This window comes from Candidatus Thermodiscus eudorianus (assembly GCA_015521085.1).
GTDB lineage: Archaea > Thermoproteota > Thermoprotei_A > Sulfolobales > Acidilobaceae > Thermodiscus > Thermodiscus eudorianus.
Genome location: WAOW01000010.1, coordinates 24,510 through 49,378, shown reverse-complemented (window position 1 = coordinate 49,378; position 24,869 = coordinate 24,510). Strand labels below are relative to the sequence as shown.

The 24,869-nt window shown below is 52.2% G+C and carries 29 protein-coding genes; 11 read left to right on the top strand and 18 right to left on the bottom strand.

The genetic code is table 11. The features are described from left to right. Positions 1 to 10 precede the first annotated feature (10 nt). Both F7C38_08190 and F7C38_08185 read right to left on the bottom strand, forming a co-directional pair. Entirely contained in the window at positions 11 to 922 is a 912-nt protein-coding gene (locus tag F7C38_08190; protein ID MCE4601514.1) for a BtpA/SgcQ family protein, read from the bottom strand. A gap of 54 nt (positions 923 to 976) precedes the next feature. Then, positions 977 to 2,476 carry a leucyl aminopeptidase family protein gene (locus F7C38_08185; protein ID MCE4601513.1) on the bottom strand — a complete coding sequence of 500 codons (1,500 nt, stop codon included), beginning with the start codon at positions 2,474 to 2,476 and terminating at the stop codon, positions 977 to 979. A gap of 84 nt (positions 2,477 to 2,560) precedes the next feature. Between F7C38_08185 and guaA the strand changes: the two genes are divergently transcribed. Next, entirely contained in the window at positions 2,561 to 4,219 is a 1,659-nt protein-coding gene (gene guaA / locus F7C38_08180; protein ID MCE4601512.1) for a glutamine-hydrolyzing GMP synthase, read from the top strand. Between the two features lie 16 nt (positions 4,220 to 4,235). On the opposite strand, the gene F7C38_08175 is transcribed toward guaA, so the two are convergent. The 3 genes from F7C38_08175 to F7C38_08165 are packed head-to-tail and all read right to left on the bottom strand — an operon-like array spanning position 4,236 to position 6,017. Beyond that, positions 4,236 to 4,523, bottom strand: coding sequence for a ZPR1-type zinc finger protein (locus tag F7C38_08175; GenBank protein MCE4601511.1), 288 nt, complete (start codon positions 4,521 to 4,523; stop codon positions 4,236 to 4,238). Further along, a complete protein-coding gene (locus F7C38_08170) occupies positions 4,516 to 5,349 on the bottom strand; it encodes a mechanosensitive ion channel (GenBank protein MCE4601510.1) in 834 nt (277 codons plus the stop codon). The genes F7C38_08175 and F7C38_08170 overlap by 8 nt, the downstream gene beginning before the upstream one ends. A gap of 11 nt (positions 5,350 to 5,360) precedes the next feature. Further along, on the bottom strand, positions 5,361 to 6,017 hold the full coding sequence (locus F7C38_08165; GenBank protein MCE4601509.1) for a TrkA family potassium uptake protein: 657 nt from the start codon (positions 6,015 to 6,017) through the stop codon (positions 5,361 to 5,363). Positions 6,018 to 6,108: 91 nt separating this feature from the next. Here F7C38_08165 and eno point away from each other — a divergent pair, with 91 nt between their 5' ends. The 4 genes from eno to F7C38_08145 are packed head-to-tail and all read left to right on the top strand — an operon-like array spanning position 6,109 to position 8,849. Then, positions 6,109 to 7,392, top strand: coding sequence for a phosphopyruvate hydratase (gene eno, locus F7C38_08160; GenBank protein MCE4601508.1), 1,284 nt, complete (start codon positions 6,109 to 6,111; stop codon positions 7,390 to 7,392). 6 nt (positions 7,393 to 7,398) lie between these two features. Then, on the top strand, positions 7,399 to 7,716 hold the full coding sequence (locus F7C38_08155; GenBank protein MCE4601507.1) for a divalent-cation tolerance protein CutA: 318 nt from the start codon (positions 7,399 to 7,401) through the stop codon (positions 7,714 to 7,716). A gap of 1 nt (position 7,717) precedes the next feature. Beyond that, positions 7,718 to 8,512 carry an HD domain-containing protein gene (locus tag F7C38_08150; GenBank protein MCE4601506.1) on the top strand — a complete coding sequence of 265 codons (795 nt, stop codon included), beginning with the start codon at positions 7,718 to 7,720 and terminating at the stop codon, positions 8,510 to 8,512. Between the two features lie 31 nt (positions 8,513 to 8,543). Continuing rightward, complete coding sequence (locus tag F7C38_08145) at positions 8,544 to 8,849, top strand: hypothetical protein (GenBank protein MCE4601505.1); 306 nt, start codon at positions 8,544 to 8,546, stop codon at positions 8,847 to 8,849. Here the strand turns inward: F7C38_08145 and F7C38_08140 are convergent. Then, positions 8,782 to 9,330, bottom strand: coding sequence for a hypothetical protein (locus tag F7C38_08140; GenBank protein ID MCE4601504.1), 549 nt, complete (start codon positions 9,328 to 9,330; stop codon positions 8,782 to 8,784). The two genes, F7C38_08145 and F7C38_08140, sit on opposite strands and share 68 nt — an antisense overlap. 89 nt (positions 9,331 to 9,419) lie before the next feature. Between F7C38_08140 and F7C38_08135 the strand changes: the two genes are divergently transcribed. Beyond that, the gene (locus tag F7C38_08135) at positions 9,420 to 10,619 is read left to right on the top strand and encodes a pyridoxal phosphate-dependent aminotransferase (protein MCE4601503.1); all 1,200 of its coding nucleotides are present in this window, start codon (positions 9,420 to 9,422) and stop codon (positions 10,617 to 10,619) included. A 1-nt stretch (position 10,620) separates the two neighbouring features. On the opposite strand, the gene F7C38_08130 is transcribed toward F7C38_08135, so the two are convergent. Together F7C38_08130 and F7C38_08125 are read right to left on the bottom strand one after the other, a co-directional pair. Beyond that, on the bottom strand, positions 10,621 to 11,109 hold the full coding sequence (locus F7C38_08130; GenBank protein MCE4601502.1) for an adenosine-specific kinase: 489 nt from the start codon (positions 11,107 to 11,109) through the stop codon (positions 10,621 to 10,623). A 107-nt stretch (positions 11,110 to 11,216) separates the two neighbouring features. Next, positions 11,217 to 12,473, bottom strand: a complete 1,257-nt coding sequence (locus tag F7C38_08125; GenBank protein MCE4601501.1) for a Glu/Leu/Phe/Val dehydrogenase — start codon at positions 12,471 to 12,473, stop codon at positions 11,217 to 11,219. Between the two features lie 275 nt (positions 12,474 to 12,748). Between F7C38_08125 and F7C38_08120 the strand changes: the two genes are divergently transcribed. Beyond that, positions 12,749 to 13,585, top strand: coding sequence for an SAM-dependent chlorinase/fluorinase (locus F7C38_08120; protein MCE4601500.1), 837 nt, complete (start codon positions 12,749 to 12,751; stop codon positions 13,583 to 13,585). A gap of 28 nt (positions 13,586 to 13,613) precedes the next feature. Here F7C38_08120 and F7C38_08115 read toward each other — a convergent pair whose 3' ends face one another. The 5 genes from F7C38_08115 to F7C38_08095 are packed head-to-tail and all read right to left on the bottom strand — an operon-like array spanning position 13,614 to position 16,899. Beyond that, positions 13,614 to 14,069, bottom strand: coding sequence for a hypothetical protein (locus tag F7C38_08115; protein MCE4601499.1), 456 nt, complete (start codon positions 14,067 to 14,069; stop codon positions 13,614 to 13,616). 58 nt (positions 14,070 to 14,127) lie between these two features. Further along, positions 14,128 to 14,724: a KH domain-containing protein gene (locus F7C38_08110; GenBank protein MCE4601498.1), complete on the bottom strand. Its 597-nt coding sequence runs from the start codon at positions 14,722 to 14,724 to the stop codon at positions 14,128 to 14,130. Next, entirely contained in the window at positions 14,688 to 15,506 is an 819-nt protein-coding gene (locus F7C38_08105; GenBank protein MCE4601497.1) for a serine protein kinase RIO, read from the bottom strand. The genes F7C38_08110 and F7C38_08105 overlap by 37 nt, the downstream gene beginning before the upstream one ends. Position 15,507: 1 nt before the next feature. Next, positions 15,508 to 15,840: a translation initiation factor aIF-1A gene (locus F7C38_08100; GenBank protein ID MCE4601496.1), complete on the bottom strand. Its 333-nt coding sequence runs from the start codon at positions 15,838 to 15,840 to the stop codon at positions 15,508 to 15,510. Between the two features lie 6 nt (positions 15,841 to 15,846). Next, positions 15,847 to 16,899: a hypothetical protein gene (locus F7C38_08095; protein MCE4601495.1), complete on the bottom strand. Its 1,053-nt coding sequence runs from the start codon at positions 16,897 to 16,899 to the stop codon at positions 15,847 to 15,849. A gap of 139 nt (positions 16,900 to 17,038) precedes the next feature. Here F7C38_08095 and F7C38_08090 point away from each other — a divergent pair, with 139 nt between their 5' ends. Further along, positions 17,039 to 17,902: an NAD(P)-dependent oxidoreductase gene (locus tag F7C38_08090; protein MCE4601494.1), complete on the top strand. Its 864-nt coding sequence runs from the start codon at positions 17,039 to 17,041 to the stop codon at positions 17,900 to 17,902. On the opposite strand, the gene speE is transcribed toward F7C38_08090, so the two are convergent. Next, entirely contained in the window at positions 17,899 to 18,816 is a 918-nt protein-coding gene (gene speE, locus F7C38_08085; GenBank protein MCE4601493.1) for a polyamine aminopropyltransferase, read from the bottom strand. The two genes, F7C38_08090 and speE, sit on opposite strands and share 4 nt — an antisense overlap. Positions 18,817 to 18,902: 86 nt before the next feature. On the opposite strand from speE, the gene F7C38_08080 reads away from it, so the two are divergent. Beyond that, the gene (locus F7C38_08080) at positions 18,903 to 19,589 is read left to right on the top strand and encodes a phosphoglycolate phosphatase (protein ID MCE4601492.1); all 687 of its coding nucleotides are present in this window, start codon (positions 18,903 to 18,905) and stop codon (positions 19,587 to 19,589) included. 8 nt (positions 19,590 to 19,597) lie between these two features. On the opposite strand, the gene F7C38_08075 is transcribed toward F7C38_08080, so the two are convergent. The 3 genes from F7C38_08075 to F7C38_08065 all read right to left on the bottom strand — a co-directional run bounded on the left by F7C38_08075 (position 19,598) and on the right by F7C38_08065 (position 22,147). Beyond that, the gene (locus tag F7C38_08075) at positions 19,598 to 20,515 is read right to left on the bottom strand and encodes an NAD(P)-dependent oxidoreductase (GenBank protein MCE4601491.1); all 918 of its coding nucleotides are present in this window, start codon (positions 20,513 to 20,515) and stop codon (positions 19,598 to 19,600) included. A 102-nt stretch (positions 20,516 to 20,617) separates the two neighbouring features. Beyond that, positions 20,618 to 21,103 (bottom strand): Lrp/AsnC family transcriptional regulator, encoded by a 486-nt coding sequence (locus F7C38_08070; protein MCE4601490.1) that lies wholly within the window; start codon positions 21,101 to 21,103, stop codon positions 20,618 to 20,620. Positions 21,104 to 21,112: 9 nt separating this feature from the next. After that, complete coding sequence (locus F7C38_08065) at positions 21,113 to 22,147, bottom strand: NAD(P)/FAD-dependent oxidoreductase (protein MCE4601489.1); 1,035 nt, start codon at positions 22,145 to 22,147, stop codon at positions 21,113 to 21,115. A 334-nt stretch (positions 22,148 to 22,481) separates the two neighbouring features. On the opposite strand from F7C38_08065, the gene F7C38_08060 reads away from it, so the two are divergent. After that, positions 22,482 to 22,823 (top strand): hypothetical protein, encoded by a 342-nt coding sequence (locus F7C38_08060; GenBank protein ID MCE4601488.1) that lies wholly within the window; start codon positions 22,482 to 22,484, stop codon positions 22,821 to 22,823. Next, entirely contained in the window at positions 22,792 to 24,033 is a 1,242-nt protein-coding gene (locus tag F7C38_08055) for a hypothetical protein (GenBank protein ID MCE4601487.1), read from the top strand. Before F7C38_08060 ends, F7C38_08055 begins: the two co-directional genes overlap by 32 nt. Here F7C38_08055 and F7C38_08050 read toward each other — a convergent pair. Further along, the gene (locus F7C38_08050) at positions 24,020 to 24,760 is read right to left on the bottom strand and encodes a thioredoxin family protein (GenBank protein MCE4601486.1); all 741 of its coding nucleotides are present in this window, start codon (positions 24,758 to 24,760) and stop codon (positions 24,020 to 24,022) included. The two genes, F7C38_08055 and F7C38_08050, sit on opposite strands and share 14 nt — an antisense overlap. Between the last annotated feature and the right edge of the window lie 109 nt (positions 24,761 to 24,869).

Below are 24,869 nucleotides of genomic sequence, written 5' to 3'. Positions count from 1 at the left end.
ATTATACTGGCTACCGCGATTTCGTGCAGGGCCACACTTCCCGGTACCGCTTTACGACGTCGATAAACTTCTTGGCCCTATCCACGCTCACCACGTTCTCGGTCCTGCCTCCTAGCTTAACCGAGGTCCCCACGATGAAGCCGTCCGCCAGCCTCCAATACTCCCCGAGGTTTTCCGTGGTAATCCCGCTCCCAACGAGGAGCAAGGCGTCCCTACCCTTGAGCGCCTTTTTGAGCCGAGACACATGGTCCTTGGAGGGTACACTGCCTGTCCGTGCGCCAGTTACAATGACACCCTTTATCGGGAATCCAGCTCTCGACAAGCACTCCAGGACTAGATCTTCCAAGCTCGCTTTCTCCAAAAGGGGCCAGCTGTGCTTAACGTTTACGTCGGCCAGTATACTCAGCGCTCCCGACTCTAAGGCGTCGTAGGCGTTCAGCTCCGAAAGAGCCTTGGCGAGGGCAGGAAGGTTTGGCGATAGCATGCCTTCAACCGCGATCCTATACTCGCACAGGCTGTTCACTCGGACGAACCCTGCCCTGGCGATGTACGCGGCATAGAGGGCCTCGTACCCGCTGTTACGGAGTATGTTTATACCCACCGGTATGTCGACTTTCCTAGCTACCTCCCGTGCAATGGACGCCATGGAGGCGGCCTCGCCTATATTTGCCTGCATTGAGTATGGCATGTCGCCGTAATTCTCTATTATAACGGCGTCGAATCCGGCCTCTTGGTACTTCCTTGCCTCCTCCACGGCGTATTCATAGATCTCGTCGATACTCCATTTGCGGCCAATACGCCCAGGGTAAAGCCTCCTCTTATAGGCTGGCGATCCCGGTAGCGGGGGTAGGTGGACGACTCCTATGATGGGCTTGCAAGTGTCGAAGATCAAGACGGTCTCACACCCCACAGACTCTTCCAACCATATTTCCCAGTAATCTCTACAAGTCAAAAAGATATGTTGAAGACCCGATTACTACTCTTCCGCCCTCTTCAGCCTCCTTAACACCTCAAGGACCAGGCGGACTCCATAGCCGGGAGCGTGCCGCCCGGGCCAGTAATCTGGTGCTATGGACGCCGCCTCACCACCGCCTATTCCGGGGCCAGCTATGTCTAGGTGCACGAATCTCTTCCCGTGACTGAATCTTTCCAGGAACAGGGCTCCGTATATAGCGCCGCCCCATCTACCGCCGACGTTGCTTATATCGCCTAGCCTAGCGTTCTTGGTTAGTAGCGGCTTGTAGACGTCAGCCATCGGCAGCGGCCATAGTAGTTCTCCGGTCTTCTCCGAGGCTTCTTTAAATGCTTCTTCGAGTTCCTTGTCCTTGGTGAATAGAGCCGCCATTAATGGTCCTAGCGCTACTACGGCGGCCCCGGTGAGCGTAGCTAGATCGATGATTATATCTGCGTTCAATTCCTTCGCCGCGTAGGAGATGGCGTCGGCTATCACAAGCCTGCCCTCGGCGTCGGTATGCCCTACGTCCACCCGGGTACCATCCCACATCTTGATTACGTAGCTCGGCAGGTACGCCTCTCCGTCCAGGGTATTGATGGCGGCACTCAAGAGGCCATAGAGGTCTATGTTAAGCCCGAGCTTCGAGGCCGCCCATATGATTCCGAGGACTGCTGCGCCACCAGCTTTGTCGGCGTACATGTCAGTCATCGTGTGCCCTGGTTTGACTTGAATTCCGCCTGCGTCGAAGACTAGGGTTTTCCCTACGAGCGCTATCTTGCCGGAGCTGTCCTCTCCCCCGCTCCCCTTGTAGTGTAGTATTATTAACCTGGGCTTGAAGCTGCTTCCGCTCCCTACGTTTACTATGCCTCCGAAACCCTCCTTGACTAATTTCTCGTAATCAAATACTTCTACCTCGACGTTAGGAGTTTTCGAGAAGAGCTCCTTTACCTTCTCAGCTAATCTCTCGGGGTATAGATCGTTTGGGGGAGCGTTTGCAACGTCCCTAGCTAGGAAAACGGCTTCGGCCAGCGCCCTTACGTAAGTCTCATCCACGTCTCCAGCATAGTGGACTACTTTCAGCTTATTCTTCTTCTCACTCTTGAAGTATTCCAGGGTATATGAGCCTAGGAGGAAGCCGAGCAAGGCCTCGCTTGCCACGTCGCTATCGGCTATATCCTCCAGAACGAGGACAACCTCCTCGTACTTATCCAGGACCTGCTTGGCGGATTTTGCCAGGGCACGTCGATACGACTCGTGGTCAGCCTTGTCTCCAACACCAACTAGATACACTACCCTGCCATCGACGAGCAGAGTGTGTATTTCGCCCCTACCAGCTTTGAAGAGCGATTCACTCGCTTTAGAGACGAGGCCACCTGACATTTCATCGAGCTTCTCCACGTACCCCTTGATAACGGGTTTCTTGTCCTCCTGAAGTACCGGTACTATAATTGGTTTCGTATCACCGGTCTTGAACGGGTCGTCTACAAGCTTCTTTATATCAGGCGGAGACGTGTATATCATAGCCGGTCGCCACTGGAAAAGGTATGTGCGCCTGGTTAAAGAGGTATGTAATTACATAAATAGGCACACGATATCCGTATCAAGATGATAGACCCGTGCCCGCCCGAGGCCGCGGCAACCCGCGGGGGATATCGTGTCGGTGAAGGCGGGTTTGCGCGTCGCCACCTCCTACGAATAATGGTTAAAAATAACCCCCAGACTAGTACCCCGGGTCTAACCGGTGCACTAGCTGGTATGGATCGCGTCGCAGTCGTAGACTTCGGCGGCCAATACGCTCACCTAATATCTAGAAGGCTACGAGAACTTAACGTCTATACTGAGTTGGTATATCCCGAGGACGTAACTAGGGCGCTCGACGACTATGCGGGCTTCATCCTCAGCGGCGGCCCTTCAAGTGTATGGCAAGCGAGGCACGACAGGATAGCCAGGGCCGTAGTGGACTCGGGTAAACACGTCTTAGGGATCTGTTATGGACACCAGTTGCTCGCCAAAGTACTTGGTGGGACTGTGGGTCCCTCTCCTAAGCCGGAGTTCGGCCCTACACTAGTCAGGATACTCGACAGTAGAGAGATACTGGACGGGTTCCCGCCTAGGGTTAGGGTTTGGATGAGCCATAATGATGCCGTCTTAGACGCACCTCCCGGGGTGAGAGTGGCTGCTACAAGTGAGGGGAGTCCCGTCGCGGCCATGTGGGTTGACCACGTTTATAGCGTTCAGTGGCATCCCGAAGTCAAGCATAGCGAGCTAGGCAGAGAATTGCTATCTAACTGGGTTAGGATAGCCGGGATCAAGCGAGAGTGGCATCCAGGCAATATGATAGACGCGTTAGTTAGAGAGGTTAAAGGGATCATCGGCGAGGAGAGGGCTATAGCCGCTGTGAGCGGCGGAGTAGATTCTACGGTAGCAACGGTTATAGCGCATAGAGCTATAGGCGAGAACTTGATCCCAGTACTCATTGACCACGGGTTTCACCCTGAAGGAGAGGTCCAAAGGGTTACGCGTTTCCTAAGGAGTATCGGGGTTAACGTCCAGGTGGTAGACGCCTCGGAGGACTTCCTTAACAATCTAGAGGGGATCGGGGACCCCGAGGAGAAGCGAAAGATCTTTGGCAGCATATATGCTAGGGTGTTTGAAGACTTGGCAAGGGAATCGGGGGCTAAATACCTGGTTCAAGGCACCATCTACCCTGATATAATAGAGTCGGGAGCTCGGAAGGGGGCGGACGTCATAAAGAGCCATCACAACGTGGCTGGTTTGCCCGAGAAGTTTGGCTTGAAGCTGGTCGAGCCCCTTAGATTCTTTTACAAGGACGAGGTCCGGGTTATTGCCAAGAGGCTCGGACTACCGGACGAGTTGGTCTATAAGCAGCCTATACCGGGTCCCGGCTTGGCGGTCCGCGTGGAGGGCGCCATAAACAGGAAGCTGGTAGAGATCGCGAGGAGGGCTAACTCTATTGTAGTCGATGAAGTCGAGAAAGCAGGAATCGCGTCTAGACTCTGGCAATACTTCGCTATAGTAACTAGATCCAGGGCGACCGGGGTTAAGGGGGATCGCAGAGCATACGGTCTCGTCGTGGCTATACGCATGGTTACTAGCGATGATGCAATGACCGCCGAGGCCTACCGGGTCGATTGGAATGTGCTTGAGAGGATCGTGAATAGGATAACCTCTGAGATACCAGAGGTTGTACGTGTTGTTTACGATGTCACTAGTAAGCCTCCGGCCACTATAGAATGGGAATAGAGTGTAGTATTGCATTCTACTCTATTTCGTCTAGATCGGATAGGTCGATCTCAATAATAGTACCTTCCTCTCGCTTCTCATCCTCTCTCCCCGGAGCTTCATCACCTCCAGTTTTTATCTTCTTGATAGCGTCCCTCCACTTGTAACCGCAGTTGGGACAGACGAAGCTTGCCATGATAGTCACCGTTATTCTACCGTACTTGTCCGGTATGGGAGATACTATTGTCCACGTCTTCACGGGCTCGTTGACCCTAGTTCCACACTTGGGGCAGACGAAGGGGTCCTTCTTCTTTTTTCTAGGCAATCTCTCTCCACCTCCCGCCGTTGCTTCGGTCTAGACTTATATTAAAGGGATACCCGTATTCTTTAAGGATTGATGCCAGCTCTCTCACTACAAGGTCTATCTTCTCAGACTGTACACGGTAGCCTGGGTGCGGCACTAGAAGTGACGCCGTGAAGGCGTCGGGGCCTATCTCTTCCACATAAATTCTAGCTTCTCCCGGGACCGCAGTTATGCTTCCCACCACGTCTTGAAGGCGTTCTCTAAGCTTCGCCATGAGTTCTTCGGCTATCTCGATGTCTTCGAACCCCCATATGCGGATCCTGAACTTGATGTGTACCGGTTCCCTGATAGCGGATTTGATCTTTGAGAGCAGTACTCTATTGGGTATGCTGCATACCTTATAGCCGCTGTCGATGATCGTGTAGATGACTGTGATTTTCCTGATCTTGCCTTCGCATCCATCGACCACGACGTATTCCCCAATGGTTGCTAGTTGCGAGAGTAGGATAGCGTAGTAGCTGGCTATATTGGCTATAGTCTCCCATGATGAGGCTAGGATTACTAGTACTATCCCAAGTATGAATAATGCTATTAGCGTCTGTTGTGTCAGGAGATATAATGCTAGGAATAATGTAATTATAAGCGTACTTAATTCTATTATTTTATATGTGTTTTCAAGAGACCTCTGATCCGCTCCACTCAATCGGCCGAGCCTGGACAGCAGCCTCTTGACAACGCCTAGGAACAATAGTATTACGATAATCAGTACGATGGCTTCCAGCGTTCGCGCGAATAACACGTTACCCTTAACCATAACCCAGAGACTTATCAAGTCACTTACATCCATAAGCCAACCACCTAGAACAACTCGCTCAACTCCTTAACCGATTCCTCATGAGCCAAGGCCACCACAATCTGGCCGGGCTCTAACGGAGGAGCCTCACTCGGGTCATAGAATCTGTCCTCCCAGTAAATAGCCAGGATCTTCACTCCCTTCGGCAGTAGACCCCTCTTCTCAAGCTCCAAGGGCGTGATACCCCTCACGCTACTCGTCTCCCTCACCGTCAGAGAGACTAGCTTGAACTCGCCTATTAGCGTATTCACTAGGTTAACCACCTTGTATCTACCCTCTATCAGCGTATAGAGTATGTTGGCCGCAATCTGGGGGACGACTATGATGCCCTCAACCCCGAGAATCCGGAGGAGCCTACTGGTCTTAGGGTTTTTAACGCGTACATAAACCTTCTCTATGTTATTAAGCTTCGCTATCGCGGCCACGAATAGATTAACCTCGTCCCTATCAGTCGCGGCTACAACCACGTCGTAGATTCTTATATCTAACTCCTCGTAAACGCTGGGATCCGTGGCGTCTCGGATGTAACTCTCTACATCAGCCTGTATATTGAGCACCTTCTCTTCACTCTTATCTATAACCGTGACCGAGTGGCCAGCCGAGCTCAGCAGTTCGGCTAGCGTGCTGCCAACCCTACCGGCCCCTATTATCAATACCCTCAAAGCCGTAGCCCCCGAACCCGAAACAATATCTCTCCAGGCATTAATTATATCTTGGCGGCTGGCTACGCTCTCTAGAGGTGGTGTCTCTCCATTGGATTACACGATTAAAAGCGTCGGCGGCTTACAGGTACTCGACTCGCGTGGAAGGCCAACACTCAAGGTATATGTGAGGACGGGGTCAGGTAAAGGCTATGGATACGCGCCGAGTGGGGCTAGCCGCGGCGAGAGAGAAGCCATTGAACTCAGGGACGGCGGCAAGAGATGGTTGGGCTACGGCGTCGCGCGTGCATTGTCTATTCTGGAAACCCAGATAGCCCCGCGCCTCGCCGGGTTAGACTCTAGGATGCAGGCCTTCATAGACGGTATCCTTATCGCCCTTGACGGGACCCCTAACAAGTCAAGGCTAGGCGAGAACACCACAACCGCTACTAGCATTGCGGTGGCCCGCGCAGCAGCCGATACAGCACAGTTGGAACCCTTCGAATACCTAGGCGGTCCAGGCGCTAGGCTACTGCCGACTCCCCTTCTAAACGTTATAAACGGCGGCGCTCACGCCGGCAATGAACTAAGTATACAGGAGTTTATGATTATACCCGTGAACGCCGATACGTTCAGGGACGCGCTCCGCATGGCAGTGGAGGTCTACGGCGGCTTGAAGATTATCATAAGAGAAAAGTATGGCCCCAACTCGATTAATGTCGGCGACGAGGGAGGCTTCGCTCCTCCATTAAGGAACACCCGCGACGCGCTCAACCTCCTAGTGGAGGCGGTAAAACGCGCCGGCTACGAGCCGGGAACGGACTTCTTCCTAGGGATCGATGCCGCTGCATCACAGTTTTACGACAGTGAAAAAGAAGTTTATAGCATAGATGGAAAGGCCATGAACTGGCAGGAACTACTGGAATTCTATTCTAGCCTAGTCGAGGAGTACCCCATAAAGTACATAGAAGACCCATTCGACGAAGATGCGTTCGAGCACTATGCAGAGCTAACCAGGCGTATCGGTGATAAGGTCCTCATAGTCGGCGACGACTTATACACTACAAATACACGGTATCTCAAGAAGGGGATAGAGGCTAGATCAACGAATGCAGTACTCGTGAAAATAAACCAGGTAGGTACACTCACGGAGACTATAGACTTCGTAATGGAGGCTTCCCACTATGGACTACGTAGTATAATAAGCCATAGAAGCGGCGAGACAGAGGACTCCTTCATAGCCGACCTAGCCGTCGCCTTATCGACGGGATTGATAAAAACCGGTGCCCCCGCCAGAGGGGAGAGAACCGCTAAATATAATAGGTTATTAGAGATCGAAAACATACTACAGTCTTCTGCAAGGTATGCTGGTGTCAGGCCCTTCACAGGGTGGTGAACGGGATTGGGCTACGGCTACGCAGTCGTACTGGTTACAACGCCCGCGGGGCAAGGCGGCGAAATAGCCCGGTCTATAGTTGAGAAGAGGCTCGCCGCCTGTGTCAACGTGGTATCTGGCGTGAAGAGCTTCTATCTATGGAAGGGTGCCTTAGAGAGCGACGGGGAGGACTTACTGATAATAAAAACTAGGATTGACAAGCTAGAAAAACTCATTGACGAGGTCAAAGAGATGCATCCCTACGAGGTCCCAGAGATAATAGCGTTGCCCATAATCGCCGGAAACAATGATTACCTCAAATGGATTGATGAAGAGGTAAGGTGATATGGCGCATGTATCTCCGTCTCTAGTAAAGAAGCATATCGAAAAGAACTCCCTACTCAAAAAAGCCTGGGAGATACTAGTCAATGACGTTGAAATACAGGAGCTCCTCAAGATGTCTAACGTTAACGCGGTGAGCAGGCTACTATACAATGACCACGGCCCAGTCCACGCAGCCATCGTATCCGGGTCCGCGCTTGAGATCTACGAGATACTAAAGAGCGCTGGAATCAAGCCGTCCAGTCTAGAACAGAGAGTGGTTCCAAGCGAGGACTATTCAAGGCTAATAGTGCTACTAGGCGCATACCTCCACGATATAGGCAACTCTGTGCATAGAGAGAACCACGAGCTCATAGGCGCCCTATTATCAAACACCTTGCTCGATAGAATCCTACAAGAGATAATCGATAGCAAGCAACTGATCTACAGGATAAAGAGCGAAGTCATGGGAGCAATTTACTCCACAGCCATGAACGTCAAGGCTCTAACAATAGAGGCATCCATAGTCAAGGTCGCCGACGCAACCGACATGGCCGAGGGGAGAGCAAGGCTCCCATACTCAAGGGGCAAAGAGGACATCCATGCATTATCAGCCCTCAGCATAACCCGCGTCGAGCTGAAGAGAGGGCGCGAGAGGCCCCTCATCATAGAGGTCTACATGAAGGATCTAGCTGGGATGTTCCAAATAGAGAAGGTCCTGCTACCGAAGCTGAACTACTCCCTGATAAGAGAGTACACAGAGGTAAGGCCCATCCTTATAAACGGCTCCGGCCAGAGCCTAAAACCCATCAAGCCCTGAAATCTACGTGTATTGAGAGCTGGGGTATTAGATGCCGTCTGAGGCCGTGATGTCGAGGCTGGTCGAGGGTGCCGCCAGGATAGCCAGTGGCCTCATCGACGTCGACGAGTTCTTCTATCCACTAGCCCCTAAGATAGCTGTTACAGCAGCTCGAAACGTTGGCTTGAGACTGCGCCCACCCACTACGATATACTACTGTATCCTGTGTAATAGAGGCCCCTTCACTAGGAAGGGCTATTACCTTCATCTAATCCGAGTCCATAGCCAGTCTATTCGGCGGATGATAGAGTATGAGATAGAGCGTCTCGGAGAAACTTCTCGCGGCCAGGTGGAATAAGTATCCGGGGTCCAAGCGCCGTTTCTATATAAACTAAGACGACGTCCTCACTGGCCTGGAGGGACCCCTCATACACGTAGACTTCCTCGCCCTCCTCGTACCATTCAAGATCGTCTCTCTTAAACACTATGTAGTCCCCGGAAACGCTAGGTAGGCTCCCAATCCTCTCGCTCCTCAGGATTCCCACTCGGACGAGTCTCGCGGGCCTCGGGAAAAGCATCCTTTGACTCCTGTATTTCGGGCTCTCTCCCATGACCTCTATAATGCCAGGAGCCTCCACCGTCACCTCGAAGTAATCGCCTTCTCTAGACTTAGTCGACTTCTCTATCACATTGAGCAATATCTCTATTGGGCTCCCGACCTCGACAGACTCGTATTCTCTACCAGGTCTAAGGACTCCAATCTCGACGGGCCCATAAGTCTTCTTGTCGGAGATAAACCATTTTATAGTAACTTTCACGTTGCCAGAGGTTTTAGACATAGTCGTCTCCCGTCAGTATCTAGGATCGAGCCTCGAATTATTAACCTAGTCTGATATCCATGGTTAAACGTATCTTTGGGGTGAGCCACTTGAAGGCGCCAACCGAGATCTTAAACCCTGCAATGTACGAGATCATAGGTGAAACAGCGTTCTCCTACCTAGCCACCGTGAGAAGGCTAAGGAGTGAGGGCAAGGATGTTGTGAGTTTCGGCATAGGGCAGCCTGACTTTCCAACCCCCAAACACATAGTGGAAGCCGCTAAGAAAGCCCTCGACGAGGGTTTTACAGGGTACACGGAGACGGCTGGCATACCGGAGCTGAGGGAAGCGATATCGGAGTACCTCTCGCGCTACGGTAAAGTGTCGCCGGACGAGATAATAGTAACCACTGGAGCCAAGACGGCTATATTCCTGGGGATATCAGCGTTTCTCAAGCCAGGAGACGAGGTCATAATACTCGACCCTAGCTACTACGCCTATAGTCAGATAGCAAAGTTCATCGGAGCCAAGCCGGTCTTCCTACCAATGAACTTCGAGCCCGACAAGGGCTTCAGCATAGACGTTGAACGGCTAGAGGATATGATAACCGATAAGACGAGGGGTATAGCCATAAACAATCCCCATAACCCGACGGGAACAGTGTTCACGCCGGAAGAGCTAGATTACGTGATGGACTTGGCCAGGAAACACAATCTAGTAATATTCGTCGACGAGATCTACGATAACTTCGTCTTCCACGGCGCCCGGTTCAAAAGCTTCCTCTCGTACCCTGACTGGAGAGACTACGTAGTTTACATCAACGGCTTCTCGAAAACCTTTAGCATGACCGGGTGGAGACTAGGATACGTCGTTGTGAGAGAGGAAGTAGTCCCCAGGCTCTTAGACCTAGCCGTCTCACTCTACAGCTGCGCCCCCAGCTTCGTGCAGAAAGCCGGAGTGGAGGCCCTGAAGGGTGACTGGACGCCTGTAAACCGCATGATAGAGGAGTTCGAGAGGAGGTCCAAGAGGCTATACGAGATACTCTCGGAGGCGGAGGGTATAGAGGCTTACCTCCCGATGGGGGCATTCTACATGTTCCCACGAGTCAAGACACTGCTTGAGAAATCCAAGCTAGACGTCTACAAGCTAGTGGATAAGCTACTCTACGACTACCTGGTTCTCGTGTTGCCAGGAACCAGTTTCCCGGGCAACATTGGAAGGGACTATGTAAGGCTGAGCTTCGCCACCTCGATGGAGGATATAGAAAAAGGTGCACAGAGGATAGTTAAGGCGTCTAAAGAGTTGATCTAGACTACCGTTTGTACCCTATCTTTCTGAGGAACTCCTTCCTCTCTTTTACGTCCTCCTCTCCTTCAACGCCCAATGGCGTAAAGCCGTCAGCCACGCCTAGTAGAGCGCGCTGGTCGCCTAGATCAGCCACTATAACTTTTAGTGGGTTCGCAGTGGCCGTTTCAATGCTAACTACTTCCTGGACGTTCTTTAGAGCGTTCAATACGTTAATGGGCCAGCCTCCCTTCAGGTAGATAACGAACACGTGCCCGGCGGCAATCCTCTTACAGGCGTCTACGGCCATGTTGATTAGTTCTTCGTCGTTCCCATCTCTCCTGATTAGTCGTTTGGCGCTTGCTTCGCAGAATGCGATTCCGAATCTCAGCGAGGGGCATGAGGTTACAAGTGCCTCGTACAGGTCTTCTACGGTCTTTATGAAGTGGCTCTTGCCTATGATCACGTTGGTCCCATCTCCCAGGGGTATCTCTATTACTTCGAGTTTTAGAGACATGGCTTGGACCCCCGCCTCTGATAGTGTATTTCGGGGTTATTCACTGTTACAATAGAATAAAACGGGTTTAATAAAATAAATAATTATTTGTTTGAATTTGTTGGGGATTAGATCCATCCCCTTAGCTTCATGGCCTTGACGACTCTCTCGACGGCGATGGCGTAAGCTGCCGTCCTCATGTTGTACTTGCTCGTGTCCAGTTTGTTCTGCCAGTAGTCCCATACCTTGTTGGTGTTATTGACCATCTTCATCTCTAGCCTCGACTTCGCCTCCTCTTCCGTGATCCATCCGCCCATCCTGTTGTTTACCCACTCTATGTGGCTCATGATAACGCCGCCCGCGTTGGCAAGGATGTCGGGTATGACGATTATGCCCTTCTTAGTCAGGACGACCTCGGCCTCAGGGGTGGTCGGCCCGTTTGCGGCCTCTGCAATTATCTTAGCCTTTATCTTGTCAGCGTTGGCCTCGGTGATCACGTTCTCTATAGCGGCTGGCACCAGTATATCGACGTCGAGCTCAAGGAGCTCCTCGTTTGTCAGCTTCTTCACCGCCTTGGGATAGTTTAGCACAGTCCCGGTCTCATTCTTTATCTTCTTGGCCTCGTCGGGGTCGATTCCATCTGGGTTAAAGACTCCTCCCCTACTGTCGCTTACAGCAACTACCTTGGCGCCCATTTCACTCAGGAATTTAGCTGCGTAGTAGCCAGCGTTGCCATAGCCCTGCACTGCAACGGTCTTGCCCTCGACTCCTCCCCATAGCTTCTTAGCAACCTCCCTGGCGGATACTGCTGTCCCGTAGCCAGTGGCGATGATTCTAGTATGCATCCCGCCTAGCTCGACGGGCTTACCGGTCACCACTCCAAAGTACTGGCCCCTCTTCACCCTACTGTATGCTTCGAAGTACCATGCCATCACCTGTGGGTTCGTGTAGACGTCTGGTGCCGGGATATCCTGGTCAGGGCCCACTAGGTCGCTGATGGCCTCGAAGTACGCTTTTGACAGCCTCTCTAGCTCGCCTGGGCTTAGCTTGTGGGGGTCTACGCGGATACCGCCCTTACCACCGCCGTAGGGCAGGCCTGCTAGGCTGTTCTTCCAGGTCATCCACATGCTCAGGGCTATGACTTCGTGAGCGTCGGTATCGGGGTGGTATCTAACTCCGCCCTTGTAGGGGCCGAGGGCGCTGTTGTGCTGGCTTCTCCAGGCAATGAAGACCTTAACTGTACCATCGTCCATCTTTACAGGTAACCTGACCTGCAGGAGCCTCTCGGGGACTGCAAGTATCTCGTAGATCTCCTCGCCGAGGCCTAGGAGCTCTATTGTTTGGCGAAGCTGCTTCTTCGCTTCCTCATAAGGATCGTGAACCATGGTCACAGGCACACACCTCATGTTGTCGAGTAGCAGATATTCGCATATGACTATATAAACAATCTCACGGCTAAACAAGTCCCCCAATAGTGGGCCTAGCGTCTACACGCTAAGGAGCTGCTAGTCTGTGCGGGGGGTCAGAGACCCCAGCCTCACCGCGATCTCCTACAGGCCTGCTCAGCGGGGCGTCGCGCCCCCTATTATATAGGCTCAAATACTGAGATGTTCTTAGGATTTTCGCTGGAGCGTCTCAAGAGGAGAGCGTGGGAAGTTTGGTGAACAAGCGTATCTACATGATAACAGACTTCGGAGAGGGCCCCTATGTTGGCGTGCTAAGGGCCGTTGTGAAATCGATAGACGAGGGCCTAGAGCTTATCGAGATAGACAACTCTGTACCTAGCTTCAAGGTTATAGCTGGAGCCTACATACTCGTCAGCACATACTTCTGGGCCGATAAGGGATCCGTGATCGTGGGGGTCGTCGACCCGGGAGTCGGGACTACCAGGGAGGCGATACTGGTAGAGGCAGGGGACTACACCTTCGTCGGCCCGAACAATGGACTCCTCTATCCAGCTATAACGAGGGAGGGATTCAAGAGGGGTGTGGCTCTCATCCCTAACAGGGTAGTAGAGATAGCAGCTAGTAGATACAAGGGTAAGCTACCTGGAGGCAAGTGGCCCCTCTCCAACACGTTCCATGCAAGAGACGTCTTCGTCCCAGCAGCAGCACTCTACGCGTCTGGAATAGACATGGAGTTGCTCGGCAGCCCCATAGAACAGGAGGCATTGAAGAGGCTCGTGCTCGAACACGTCGAAGAGGTAGAGGAGGGTTATAGGGTTAAAGTAATCTACATAGACAAATTCGGCAATATAGCTCTAAGCGCGAGGCAGGGACTCCTACCAATAATGTCTTGGAACAAGGTCATGATTATGACGGATACTGGCTCGGCGACTGCAACTATAGGCCGTAAGTTCGAGGACGTCCAGGTGGGAGAATTCGTAATGTATGTAAATAGCTTCGGCTTCATAGAGATAGCAGTCAACCAGGGCGATGCCGCCAAGAAACTAAGGGTCGACATAGGCGACCAGATTGTAATAACACCCCTAGAGTAGCCCGCCCCGTGTATAGGTCTAGGCGATACTACTCTATACTCAAGGTCTCAATCTCAAGTCCAGCGAAGAACTCTCTAAACCTATCGTAATCCCTACAGTCAAGTATTACATCACTACCCTCTATTATAATGGACAGGCCTTCCAGGGGATGCGAGGGCGGATCATACTTGATAGACGACGGCTTTACCGTCCCAGCATAGATCCAACGCGACCCCTCCTTCCTCCACCAGTACCTGCCATAGTACTCGTATATTCTCCTCCTACCGTCTGGCAACCTCTTGTAAACCTTATGCACCGGCTTGAGATAATAGCCTGTATAGGAGATCAAACTGTTATACTCGTAGAAGGGTTGTTTTATCTCGTCAACGAGATCCCTAAGCCTGGGCAATCCTCCACGGACTATAACTCTACAGTCAGACGGGAGCTCCTTCGGCTCTTCCTTCTCACCGCCCCGGGCCGGGCTCTGCTCGTCGCAGGCTTCCATCATCGCTCCCGTCCATAGGCATGGGGGACGCAACCAGGGGAAATAACTCTAAAGCGGGCTAGGGACCCTCTAGTTCCTCCCTAGCCCATAGACGTAATGCCTCCCTCCTCTTCACCTCTCTCAGTACCCTGTCCAGGTACTTGTACACCGTGCTGTGCATACGCCCCTCTGCAAGCATCTCGACGGCTTTCTTAGCGGCCATAGCCCGCTCGTATTCCCCTATTATAGCTACATAATAGTCTCCGACGAATATGTCAGTCCCAGTCATCTCCTCAATAGCCTTCCTAGCTCGTCCACCCTCTCCTATGATCCGCCCCTTCACCCTCTTCAAGTGGTTGGGCGAATCGCCTACTATCTGCTTTAAATCAACAATAACCAGTATCTGGTCCTCGTCCATTAATCGATACGCCTTATCAGGCGGGAATCCATATGCGATCGCCTTCACGACCTCGCCAGCCTTCATCATGTTGATGGGAGGCACGTTGCTGGCTTCAGGCTCCACTATTACCAGAGAGTTCTCGCTATCAATAGTCAACCTTACTCCGAGCTTCTCAACCAGGTACCTCTTCACCTCTCCCTGCCTACCGATAACGGCTCCAATCCTGTCAATAGGGACTTTCACATAGATTCTTGGTCTAGCTTCCCTTCCCTCCATGCTTTTAGACACCCCCTAATCCGCTTCTCCACGTCCCTCCAGCCGCTCATATCAATGTATCTGGAGAAGAACGTGTAAATGTTGCTGAGATCCCTGTCCAGGAATTCATCGGCGTGCGGATGGTTGTAGTGGACCGCCTGGCTCACGTCGATAACCCATACTCTATCGTTATAAATCATTAAGTTATACTCGCTTAGATCCGCGTGGACCAAGCCGGCTCTACAAACTATTCCTTCAACTTGGTTAACCACGTCAAGGTAAACATTATACATCTCTTCCCGGCCAAGTTCACCGGCTATCTCGACTAGCAGAGGGGCTCGCAACCCGTCTTCTCCTATAAACTCCATTACAAGTATATTACCCATATACGCTATAGGACGAGGGACCCTCACACCTTTCTCATGTAGCCTTTTCAGGTTTCGGAACTCCTTCCTCGTCCACTCGTATATTAGTTTCCTGAAGTTATTCTTGGGTATGTTCTCGAAACGGGGGTCGCCCTCGATGTATTTCCTGATACTCTTCCTAAACTCGGCTGTGAAGGACAGGTAGATTTTAACCGCGGCATAGCTTCCATCGCGCAAGACGCCCAAGTAAACGCGCGCCTCTTTCCCAGCGTTTACAACGCCTTTTAGCTCCTTGATTACGCCCTTCGATAACAGCTTGTAGAGGAGTGATACGGTGAAGGAGTCGAATACCTCCTCGACGGTCTTTAAGAGGTCCCTGTCCTTTATCCTCCTCTCCTCTCTCCGCTGGCGTTTCAGCCATCGGCCCCTGCCAGGCACTCTATTCCATTCCCTCCTCTATGAACTCCTCCGAGATCAACCCCATCTCCATGAGCTTCTTAACTTCATCCTTGAGATACCTATAGACTACCTCGCCCTTCATGTCCCGTGAACCCCAGGGCAGGAAGAGTATGATATCGCCCTCCCTCATCCATGCCCTCCGCCTCATCTTACCGGGAATCCAGGCCTTGTAGATGTCGCCGTCCGTGCAGAAAACCTCCAGGAACCCCCCGCCCAGGTTCCTTCTGACCACACATAGAAGGGTGCCTTCCTCGTCGCTGGGAAGCGGCATCTCGCCCTTGAAACGGTCTCTGCCCTTTCCCCTTCTAGCCATGTCTATTCACCCGTCATCAACCCGCTTAACCACGTAAACCCTGTTGCCTGCTAGGAAGACTTTATACTCTCCCCCCTCGTGGAAATCCCCTGCATACACCCTGACTACATCAGATGGGACCTCGACTACCTTGCTATAGTTGGATTCAGCGTCGAGAAACACGGTGGTCGGCCCGCTCCTGCTCAACAGCATATACCTCTTCATCATAGGGCCGCCCGGATACTGCTGGAAGCCCTTCTGCCAGAGGGAGTCGACCGACATATGGACCTCCCTGCCACTGTTAAGGTCTACAAGGACGGCGTTACCTCCCGTGGACACTGTCAAGAAAATGTATGGCCTGTTGTCTATTAGCACCACGTCACCATGCTTTATGTCGGGGATTCTAACCGAGATTGTCAAACGCCCCTTCCTAGAGCCATCGGGATTCCTGCCAACGAGCTTAAACGTTTCTATGATCTTAGCCAGGAAGTTGGACCGTATCTTGGAAGCTATCATCCTAGCGATGGAGGGATCATCGATGAGTATATCGAACCCCTCCCTATACTCCTCTACTCCTATAATAGAATCCTGGAGCCTAGGAGACAACTCGTCCTGAAGGAACGCGTCTATCCGACGCCTCAAATCATCATCTAACCTACCACTACTGCTCCTAATCTGCAGCACAGCATTGTACCCCCTCTTAGTTATCCTACGCGCGCAGTACGGGCATACCGCCGCGTTGACTTTCACTAGGACCGCTTTATCCTCCCTAACCTCCACTCCTCCCGCTTGCCCTGCGAGTCGGACGAGCACGGTATAGACGCCGGGCCCGCTAAAAGGCCTCTCAAACCGTATATCCTCGATCCAAGCCTCCTCAAGATACTCCGAGGCCCTGAGCTTTTTTGTGAGAACCATCGCTAGATAATCGGTTATAGTGTCTTCGGGGCCTCCAGTCGGCTCATTCCATCCACCCTGGTACTTGAATCTGCCACAGTACTTGCAGTAGACGAAGTCGACCTGGCCGGGTAGACTACCGACCCCGTAGACCTCTATGTAGCACTCCCTACAGAGAGGACCTATGAATTCCAGCTCTCTATCGCTCCTACCACACCTTGGACAGACTCTCTCGCCTATATCCTATCCCCTCTTCAGCCTATGTTCAGCATCGAGAAGATTTATCTCCAATGCAAGACTACAGTAGCGGTATAGGGTGAGCAGGATGGGGGATAAGGTCTCTATTATAGGTACTGGCAGGATGGGGTCAGCAGCGGCCAAACGCTTGGCAGCAAAGGGATACCAGCTCATACTATGGAATAGGACTAAGGCGAAAGCCGAAAAGCTTGCCAGAGAACTCAATGCTATAGTCGCTAGATCGCCGTTCGACGCGGTCCAAGAGGCTCGATACGCTATACTGTTCCTGGCAGACGAGGACTCCATCTACTCGGTCCTAAGCACGTTCCGTAGGCTCGATGGAGCCGTAATAATAAACTCTGCAACTGTAACGCCCCACGCCTCGACGCGATTCTACGAGTTTGTGAAATCCCTTGGAGGATGCTACGTGGAAGCGCCAGTCTTAGGTGGTCCTTCGGCAGTAGAGAAAGGGAGAGCTCTATTCGTGGTGAGCGGCGAGAGACTGTGCGTAAATGCCGCGAAACCGTTGCTCGACGATCTGGCCGGGGAGGCTATAGTCGTTGGTGAAGAGCCGGAAAAGGCTGCTGCGCTGAAGCTAGCGTTTAACTCTTTGTTAATTGGGAATCTACAGCTTCTCGCGGAGGCGGCTCTGCTCTCGGAGTCCTATGGCGTTGACGCTAGTGTCTTCAAGGAGGTACTTGGCAAGACTGTTTTCGCCAGTATAGTGGAGAAGTATTTGGACAGGATGAAGAGGGACCCCCACGAGCCGGCCTCCTTCACGTTGAAGCTAGCCATGAAGGACCTGGACTATGCCGTGAGAGCCGGGTTCTATAAGGGGATCGCCGAACCGGCAATCTCCGCGACGCTAAATACTTACAGGCTCGCCGTGAAGCACGGCTTCTCCGAATCCGATTACACTAGGATCTATCATATGTTGAAGGGGAAAGACTAGGCTGGCATAAAGACGGGATTCTCCAGTGTAGCGATTTCTTTTATCTTAGATAGTTGCTCTCTCAGGTATCGTGGAATCGTGAATATCGCCTTGTGGACCGCTCCGTCGTAGAACTTGTTCTCGCCTCTTACATGCTTGCTTATGAAGTCGTCTATCTCCTCTGGGGATAGGCTTCGAGGGTCCCTATAGTCGGATGCGATCACGAAGCCCCATAGCCCGTCGAAGCTCTTGACGTACACGTGGTACATCGCCGTGTACTTGAATATTGAGTTTATGGTGTTGTATATCACTGCGTGTGTGAACGTGGTGATGGCCGGGCTTGTGGCTTGTGTGACGAAGACGCCCCCTTTATTCAATAAATTCTTTAGTTTCTCATAGTATTCCTTCGTGTACAGCTTGTAGGCCGGTCCGGCTTCAAGCGGGTCCGCCAGATCCGCTATTATGACGTCGAACTTCTCACTCGCCTTATCCACGTATTCCAGTCCGTCCATGATAACGAGTTCCAGCCGGGGGTCGTCGAAGGCGCCTTGATGCCACTCTGGCAAATACTTCTTAGAGACGTTTATGACCTCTTCATCGATATCAACCATGACAACCCTCTCTACGGTATTAAACCTAAGGACTTCCCTAGCAGTAGCACCCTCCCCGCCCCCAAGTATAAGTACCTTCCTGGGATTACCGTTCAAGACCATGGCCGGGTGTACCAAGGACTCATGGTATACGAACTCGTCTACAGCGGCTGACTGTGTTTTCCCGTCGAGTATAAGCGCCTTCCCAAGATCCTTGACTAGGGCAACCATTATATCCTGGTACTTCGACCTGCCATGATAGAGCACCTCTTCTATCCCGTACATGTGAGCGCTTGTAGGGGTCCCCCACTCGATGAACCAGTGCCAGTTAAAACCCTCTTCCACGTTGCCCACCTCGACTACCAGGTAATCACTATACCGTGGTTTACGTTATAAGCTAGACCGTTATGCAGTTGCAGGAGGGATGTATAATGCCAATAAGAATGGTGGCGACCGATATAGACGGGACATTGACGCTCGGGAGGGGTAATCTCCTAATCAGTACCGAGGCTGTAAAGGCTATACGGAGACTGGAGTCTATCGGGGTAATGGTGTCACTGGTTTCGGGGAACAGCCTGCCTATAACCGCTGGCTTAGCCAGGTACATCGGAGCTAGCGGCCCCTCAATCGCCGAGAACGGATGCGTGCTATTCTATAACGGAGAGACCATCCATGTATGCCAGGGTAAGCCCCCTCGGGGGCTCATCGAGGAGCTCAAGGAGAAGGGTTTCAGGGAGAGCTGGCAGAACCCCTATAGACATCACGATGTAGCTCTATACCCGCCGCCAGGCTACGATAGAAGCCTACTCTACGAGCTAGCATCTAGATACAACGTGTCCATCTATGACTCGGGCTATGCTATACACATTCAACCCCGTGGTACCGGTAAGGGTGCAGGGCTCCGCGAGGCATCTAGGCTGACCGGTATAAGCTTGGAGGAGGTGCTAGCGGTGGGCGATGGATTGAACGACAAACCGCTCTTCGACGTTGCAGGTAAGTCTGCTTGCCCCTCGGATGCCGATCCTAGAGTAAAAGAGTTAGTGGACTATGTGGCGTCCAAGCCGGGGGGCCTAGGCTTCGCCGAGATAGCTGAGATGGTGGCCTTTAGAGTGCTTTAGGCCACGGGTTACGAGAGTGGGAGCAGCCTCCACTCGTAGCCAGAGAGGTAAATGCTCCTATACTTGTATCTCCTTGATATTATGCTCCATGATAGTCTTAGAGGGCTGCTCCTCGGTGCTATGGAGCCTAGTCTCGTCAGCCAAGTGAAGGGAAGTCCTATACACCTAGCCCTGTTATGGGAGCTGCATAGCCCGTCGACGACATCACTGAACTCAATAGTCTCTGCCACAACGTGTAGCCATTTCCCGTCGAATCTCCCCTCTCCACTCTGGAGGGCTATATTGGCTACGTCGACTACATTGACTACGGGGACGTTATCGATCACGGGCTTTATCCTGAAGCGGATGAATGCCCGGATCAACTTCCACTCTAGATGGGGCGCGTCGGGTCCATATATGAGGCCTGGCCTGAGTATACTCCACTTCCCGACGCTGGAGCTGGTCAGCAGGGTCTCTCCGCGAGCCTTCGTTTCGCTGTGTATGGTTTTGAAGTCGGCGTGTGTTGTAGGGGGTGCTTCGTTTTCTGTTATCGTGGATCCAGGGGGCTTACCGGCTATATCGGCGGCCACGGCTATGCTGCTGAAGAATACTATCCTGGACCCGGTGGTCTTTGAGGCTTCTATTTCGTGTCTGAGTAGCTCTACATGGGCTTGCTCCTGGGTTTTCATAGGCCCGCCGGGCTTTCCGGCTAGGTGGTAGATTACTTCCGGGTTGATATCGGTGATTACTCTGGCAAGCTCGTTGGGGTCTAGACTAACTACATCGACTCCTCGCTTGGTCACCGCGTCGTAGAGGCGTCTCTTCCTCAGGATCGTATCTCTCTTGGCTAGTACTATTGGTTTTACACCCGAGTCTAGCAGGGCGTTGATAAGATGATGTCCTACGAAGCCTAGCCCGCCCACCAGCACTTGAATCTCTCTATCCATCTAACCCGTGCACCAGGTAAACACTTAACGACCAGGTACTGATTAGACTTGATACATAGGCGGGATGACTGGTAGCAAACCGAGGCTAGTATAGGTATGGCCTCAGGCTCTCGCAGGACCGCCGCTCCTCCACTTGATAAAGTCGCTTATCACACGCGACCCGTTCCTAAGCTTCCTCAGGGCCGTGAAGGTACTCACCTCGACCACCCCGTTGAGGCTCATTAACTCGTCTATAACGCTGGCCGCTTCCGCGTATGAAGGGGCAAGTATCTTTACTAGAAAGTGGTGTTGCCCGGTTATCTCGTAGACCTCCGACACGTACCTCAGCTCTTGCAGGGATTTCCTCACTCTCTGTATCTTTCTGGCCTCGACCCTCACCAGGGCGAATATAGTAGCGGTTAGCCCGAGTCTCTCTACGTCAACGTCTATCGTGAATCCTCTAAGTATGCCCTCGTCTATTAGCTTCCTGACCCTAAGATAGACCGTCGCCTCGCTTACATTCAACTCCCTCGCGATCCTCCTCCAAGCGATCCGCGAGTCCCTCTCCAGTAATCTTAGCAACGCTAGGTCCTTCTCGTCTAGGACCATTCACACCACCTACAACAAGTTGAGTATCTTCGCCAGAAGCGACGGCTTACCCGCTAATGCTTTCAGGAGCGCTCTCTTGTCGATGCGGCCAAGGGCTATCATGGCGTGGACACTGGGCGGCATGCTCTTCAGGAGACTCGCCCTCCTCTCCGGCGTCATCTTCTTGACTCTATCCAGGATCCTCCGTTGCAGACGTATGGCTTTTGTAATGGGCGCCTCTCGGAGTACGGTGCGGACGTTCTTGCCTTTGAGGACAGCGTCCGCAGCGTAGGCTCCCGAGAGCATGCTTGGCCTGATTCCCTCTCCGGTCAACGGGAGCACGTACCCGGCGGCTTCGCCTATAACTTCCAGGCCATCCACGTTGCTTAGTACGACGCCGCCAACGGCAATGCGTGCCCCTTCTATTCTAAGCGTCTTCACGCCCCTAGTATAATTATTGTTTTTCATAAACTTGTCTAGCTTCAAGCGTAGGGTATCAAAATCGGCGAAGCCGCCCACGCCGACGTCAGCTTCATTGCCATGATTAGGGAATACATAGTAGTAGCCTATAAGCCTCGTGTCGAAGTAGATAACTAGCTTATCCAGGTCTTCGAACTGCTTCCCCTTGACCCTATACTGTATTGCATTGATTGTTTCCCCCGGATAGTAAGGGTGGCCCCCGGCGAAGAATCCTCCTGCAACCCTCCTATAGGATCCTCCAACCCTAACCTCTCTACTGCCAACTTTATAGAAAGCCCTCCTAACTAGCTCAACGCCAGCATCAGCTAGTATAGCCTCCAGCATACCTCCCTTATCGACTATAACGCCATTCAACCCCTCCTCGATCTCGAATACAGGCTCAGAGTCAACATACAGGGCGGCTCCACGTATCCTCCTAACTATAGAGTCCCGTGGTATATCGAAGGGCAGGTCTCCGGTGCTCGGGATACCCCGGCCACAGGGCTTAAACCCCAGCCTGGGGGCCATGTCGTAGAGGGTAACGCGATACCCAGCCCTACCCAATACATAAGCCGCAGCTACTCCGGCCGGACCACCCCCAATCACGGTATAATCGCTGCCTGCACCCAAACCGGTATCCCTAGCTGGGTGTGATAACCAGGCCCAGGTATAAACATAGGCATCTATGCCGCTACAGGCGGTCAGTCGGGTAAGTTCTCCACATCCAGCCTTCAGGCCGGGAGTAAGACTTCATTCCGCCCATCAATTAGAGCCAGGCGCTCAAGGGTATTTTTCTAAACCTCTGCTAGGCCGGTTTAAACGTCTGGGAGCGGATGATTAAGCTTGCCCCCACCCGACCCGTGAGGACATTACCGCGATATGACGCTCCCCTAGTTTAAAACCCCGGGTACGCGTGATAATCTCTCCATGGGGGAGGCCGTTGCGCGCGCTCCTAAAGGGAAAGGGCTTCCAGGTTTCCGCTAAAAAGGTAGTCCACGCGACTTTGACGGGCGAGATGCTTGAAGAAAACCGGTTAACGGCATACTCCAGTGAAGGAGGTATAAAAGTCACTTACTCGGAGTTCAGTGACGGTAGAAAGAGGCTATCGATAGTAATCCACGGCCCGAAAGCGACCCGCGACAGGGAGGAGAAAGCGATCCTACTCGGAGGGAGAGTCGATTTAAACGAAAGAGAGCGCCTCTATGCTGTTTTCGATGTAAGAAGCAAGAGTCATGCCGAGGAGATAATAGATGAGATCTTACGTGGAGAAAATAGTACCTGACTGGTCTAGGTACACGGTTCTAGGCGGGGACAAGCTCGTCAAGCTACCGGGAATCCAGCCATTACTATTGTTACACGGAAGAGGTAGTATCGAAGTAGAGGCCTCTACAGGTCTTACCTGGACTTGCTGTGGAATCTACCCGGTTCGCATCAATAGTGGTGGACTGGAGGCGGAACTCATTGAAGACCCGGATATAGGATACTATACGGAGCCCCTCCCATACTATCAGCCCTGGAGCGCCATAGAGGGGCTCTCAAAGAGCCTTGAAACAGAGCTTACCAGAGCCTATGTGAACCCTTTCTCGTGGGATCCACTCACACCCCTACGCATAGGAATAGATAACGAGGGACCTCCAGGCTGTATCTACGACTTGGAATTGGAGAGAACCATCTACACGGGCCCCCTCCCTCCTCTACGCGCCGTCAAGCCAGGCACCTGTCACAGGGTTTCAAACACCTCTAAAGCCGGCAGTGCATCACTGGGCGTCTTCAAGCTCATAGGGGAGAAACAGGCTTTACCACGGGGTTTATCGCGTATAGCCGTCGACTCGTGCCACGGATACCTAGATAGGAAGGGCGGTGTCTTCTGGGGCGACGGGAGCGAATGTGTTATAGAGATCCATACTCCGTACTATGATTACAGGGTTTCCATTCTCTATCCCTCATGGTACTACAGGTTTAGGCTTAAAGGCGAGACTCTACGGCTAGGTCCCGTGCCAGCCCTGGTCATAGGATTGTGGAGTAAGATAGCGTTGACCTCTAGGAACGGGGTCGTCGTAGAGTTGGGCCCCGGCAAGCTGACTGTCCGCGCTATGGGCTCGCTTAGAATAGCGCTTGGCGGCGAATCTGTAGCTTATAGGATTTTCCTCGAAGATTTACTTCCCAGGTGGATTCCGGTTGATGCGCCCGAGGATGGGCTCGGGAATCTTAGGTCTAGCTCGGGTGCTATCATGATTATGAATGCCATGGAGGAGGGTGAGATGGCTTTATCAATGTATAATCCCTTGGATTCGCCTGGGGTCGGCGAGGCTAGGCTGCCCGCCAACTCTAACGTGGCTATTGTCAGAGGCCCTTTGGATAGCGTTGATATTCCCGTTGCGGTCGATTTCCTCAGGTTGCCTCTGGCACCCGGCTTCGTAGGTTATGCGGTGGTGAAATTAGTTAGAAAGGGTGTATTTTTCAGATTTAGGAAGCGGTCTAGAAGGATGTAGCATCGCCGTATTCCTTCAGCACTAGTTCCTCTAGCTTCCCTTCCGACGCTGCTTTTACATAGCGGATGAAGTCCTCCTCGTAGGGTACTCCGATGAAGGCTAGGATCTTGTTTATGGCTATTGCGGGTACGCTGTGCACGCCATAGCCGTCGGCTATGTCTGGGTTTTCATAGGCCTCTACAGTGTCCGAGATCACTTTCTTGGAGCCTTGTTTGTATGCTTCATAGGCGAACATGTTGGCTAGCAGTACTGCGTAGGGGCAGTAGGGGCATGAAGGGGTCACTATGGTTTCTATATAGACTTCTTTGCGTAGATTGGCGAGTATGGCTTTTGTGGAGTCTTCTAGCCCCGAGTCGCCTTCGCTGATCCTGAGTAGGGTTTCTACGAACCCCCTTATCTCCTCTTCGGCTGGTATGCCCGTGTATTTGATGTAGCCTTCTATCAGAGTGACTGTTGGTACACGCTCTACTCTCTGTCTCTTGAACTCTTCTTGGTGGCTTGGGTTGGATCTGTTGTAGATTTTCACGGTTATGAGCTTCTTCCCGTCTCTCACCGGGGCTTCCTCTTCGAAAGCCTTGATGAGTGCTACTGTGTCTTCGCAGGTTTCACAGTTGTCGTCTATGAAGACGTTTATTTCTACTGGGTCTATCATGTCTTCTAGTGTTTCGCGTAGGTCTCTCCTGAACTCCTCGGAGAGGTCTAGGGTGTAGTATTTCCTTGCGCTCATTCTTCTTCCCACCGGAAGCGTAACCTGCTACTTTAAAGTTTAATACTGTATCGCTATATGAGTAAATGAATAAATTATTAAAATATTATTAGTTAATTAATTAATATAT

Excerpts from the sequence above, each read along its gene's own strand:
- F7C38_08050 (MCE4601486.1), bottom strand. The coding sequence starts at position 24,760 with ATGAGCGCAAGGAAATACTACACCCTAGACCTCTCCGAGGAGTTCAGG.
- guaA (MCE4601512.1), top strand. The coding sequence starts at position 2,561 with ATGATAGACCCGTGCCCGCCCGAGGCCGCGGCAACCCGCGGGGGATAT.
- F7C38_08115 (MCE4601499.1), bottom strand. The coding sequence starts at position 14,069 with ATGGAAGCCTGCGACGAGCAGAGCCCGGCCCGGGGCGGTGAGAAGGAA.
- F7C38_08070 (MCE4601490.1), bottom strand. The coding sequence starts at position 21,103 with ATGGTCCTAGACGAGAAGGACCTAGCGTTGCTAAGATTACTGGAGAGG.
- F7C38_08140 (MCE4601504.1), bottom strand. The coding sequence starts at position 9,330 with ATGTCTAAAACCTCTGGCAACGTGAAAGTTACTATAAAATGGTTTATC.
- F7C38_08185 (MCE4601513.1), bottom strand. The coding sequence starts at position 2,476 with ATGATATACACGTCTCCGCCTGATATAAAGAAGCTTGTAGACGACCCG.
- F7C38_08100 (MCE4601496.1), bottom strand. The coding sequence starts at position 15,840 with ATGGCTAGAAGGGGAAAGGGCAGAGACCGTTTCAAGGGCGAGATGCCG.
- F7C38_08055 (MCE4601487.1), top strand. The coding sequence starts at position 22,792 with ATGAGATCTTACGTGGAGAAAATAGTACCTGACTGGTCTAGGTACACG.
- F7C38_08145 (MCE4601505.1), top strand. The coding sequence starts at position 8,544 with ATGCCGTCTGAGGCCGTGATGTCGAGGCTGGTCGAGGGTGCCGCCAGG.
- F7C38_08080 (MCE4601492.1), top strand. The coding sequence starts at position 18,903 with ATGCCAATAAGAATGGTGGCGACCGATATAGACGGGACATTGACGCTC.
- F7C38_08150 (MCE4601506.1), top strand. The coding sequence starts at position 7,718 with ATGGCGCATGTATCTCCGTCTCTAGTAAAGAAGCATATCGAAAAGAAC.
- F7C38_08075 (MCE4601491.1), bottom strand. The coding sequence starts at position 20,515 with ATGGATAGAGAGATTCAAGTGCTGGTGGGCGGGCTAGGCTTCGTAGGA.
- F7C38_08090 (MCE4601494.1), top strand. The coding sequence starts at position 17,039 with ATGGGGGATAAGGTCTCTATTATAGGTACTGGCAGGATGGGGTCAGCA.
- F7C38_08110 (MCE4601498.1), bottom strand. The coding sequence starts at position 14,724 with ATGGAGGGAAGGGAAGCTAGACCAAGAATCTATGTGAAAGTCCCTATT.
- F7C38_08125 (MCE4601501.1), bottom strand. The coding sequence starts at position 12,473 with ATGGTTCACGATCCTTATGAGGAAGCGAAGAAGCAGCTTCGCCAAACA.
- F7C38_08130 (MCE4601502.1), bottom strand. The coding sequence starts at position 11,109 with ATGTCTCTAAAACTCGAAGTAATAGAGATACCCCTGGGAGATGGGACC.
- F7C38_08170 (MCE4601510.1), bottom strand. The coding sequence starts at position 5,349 with ATGGATGTAAGTGACTTGATAAGTCTCTGGGTTATGGTTAAGGGTAAC.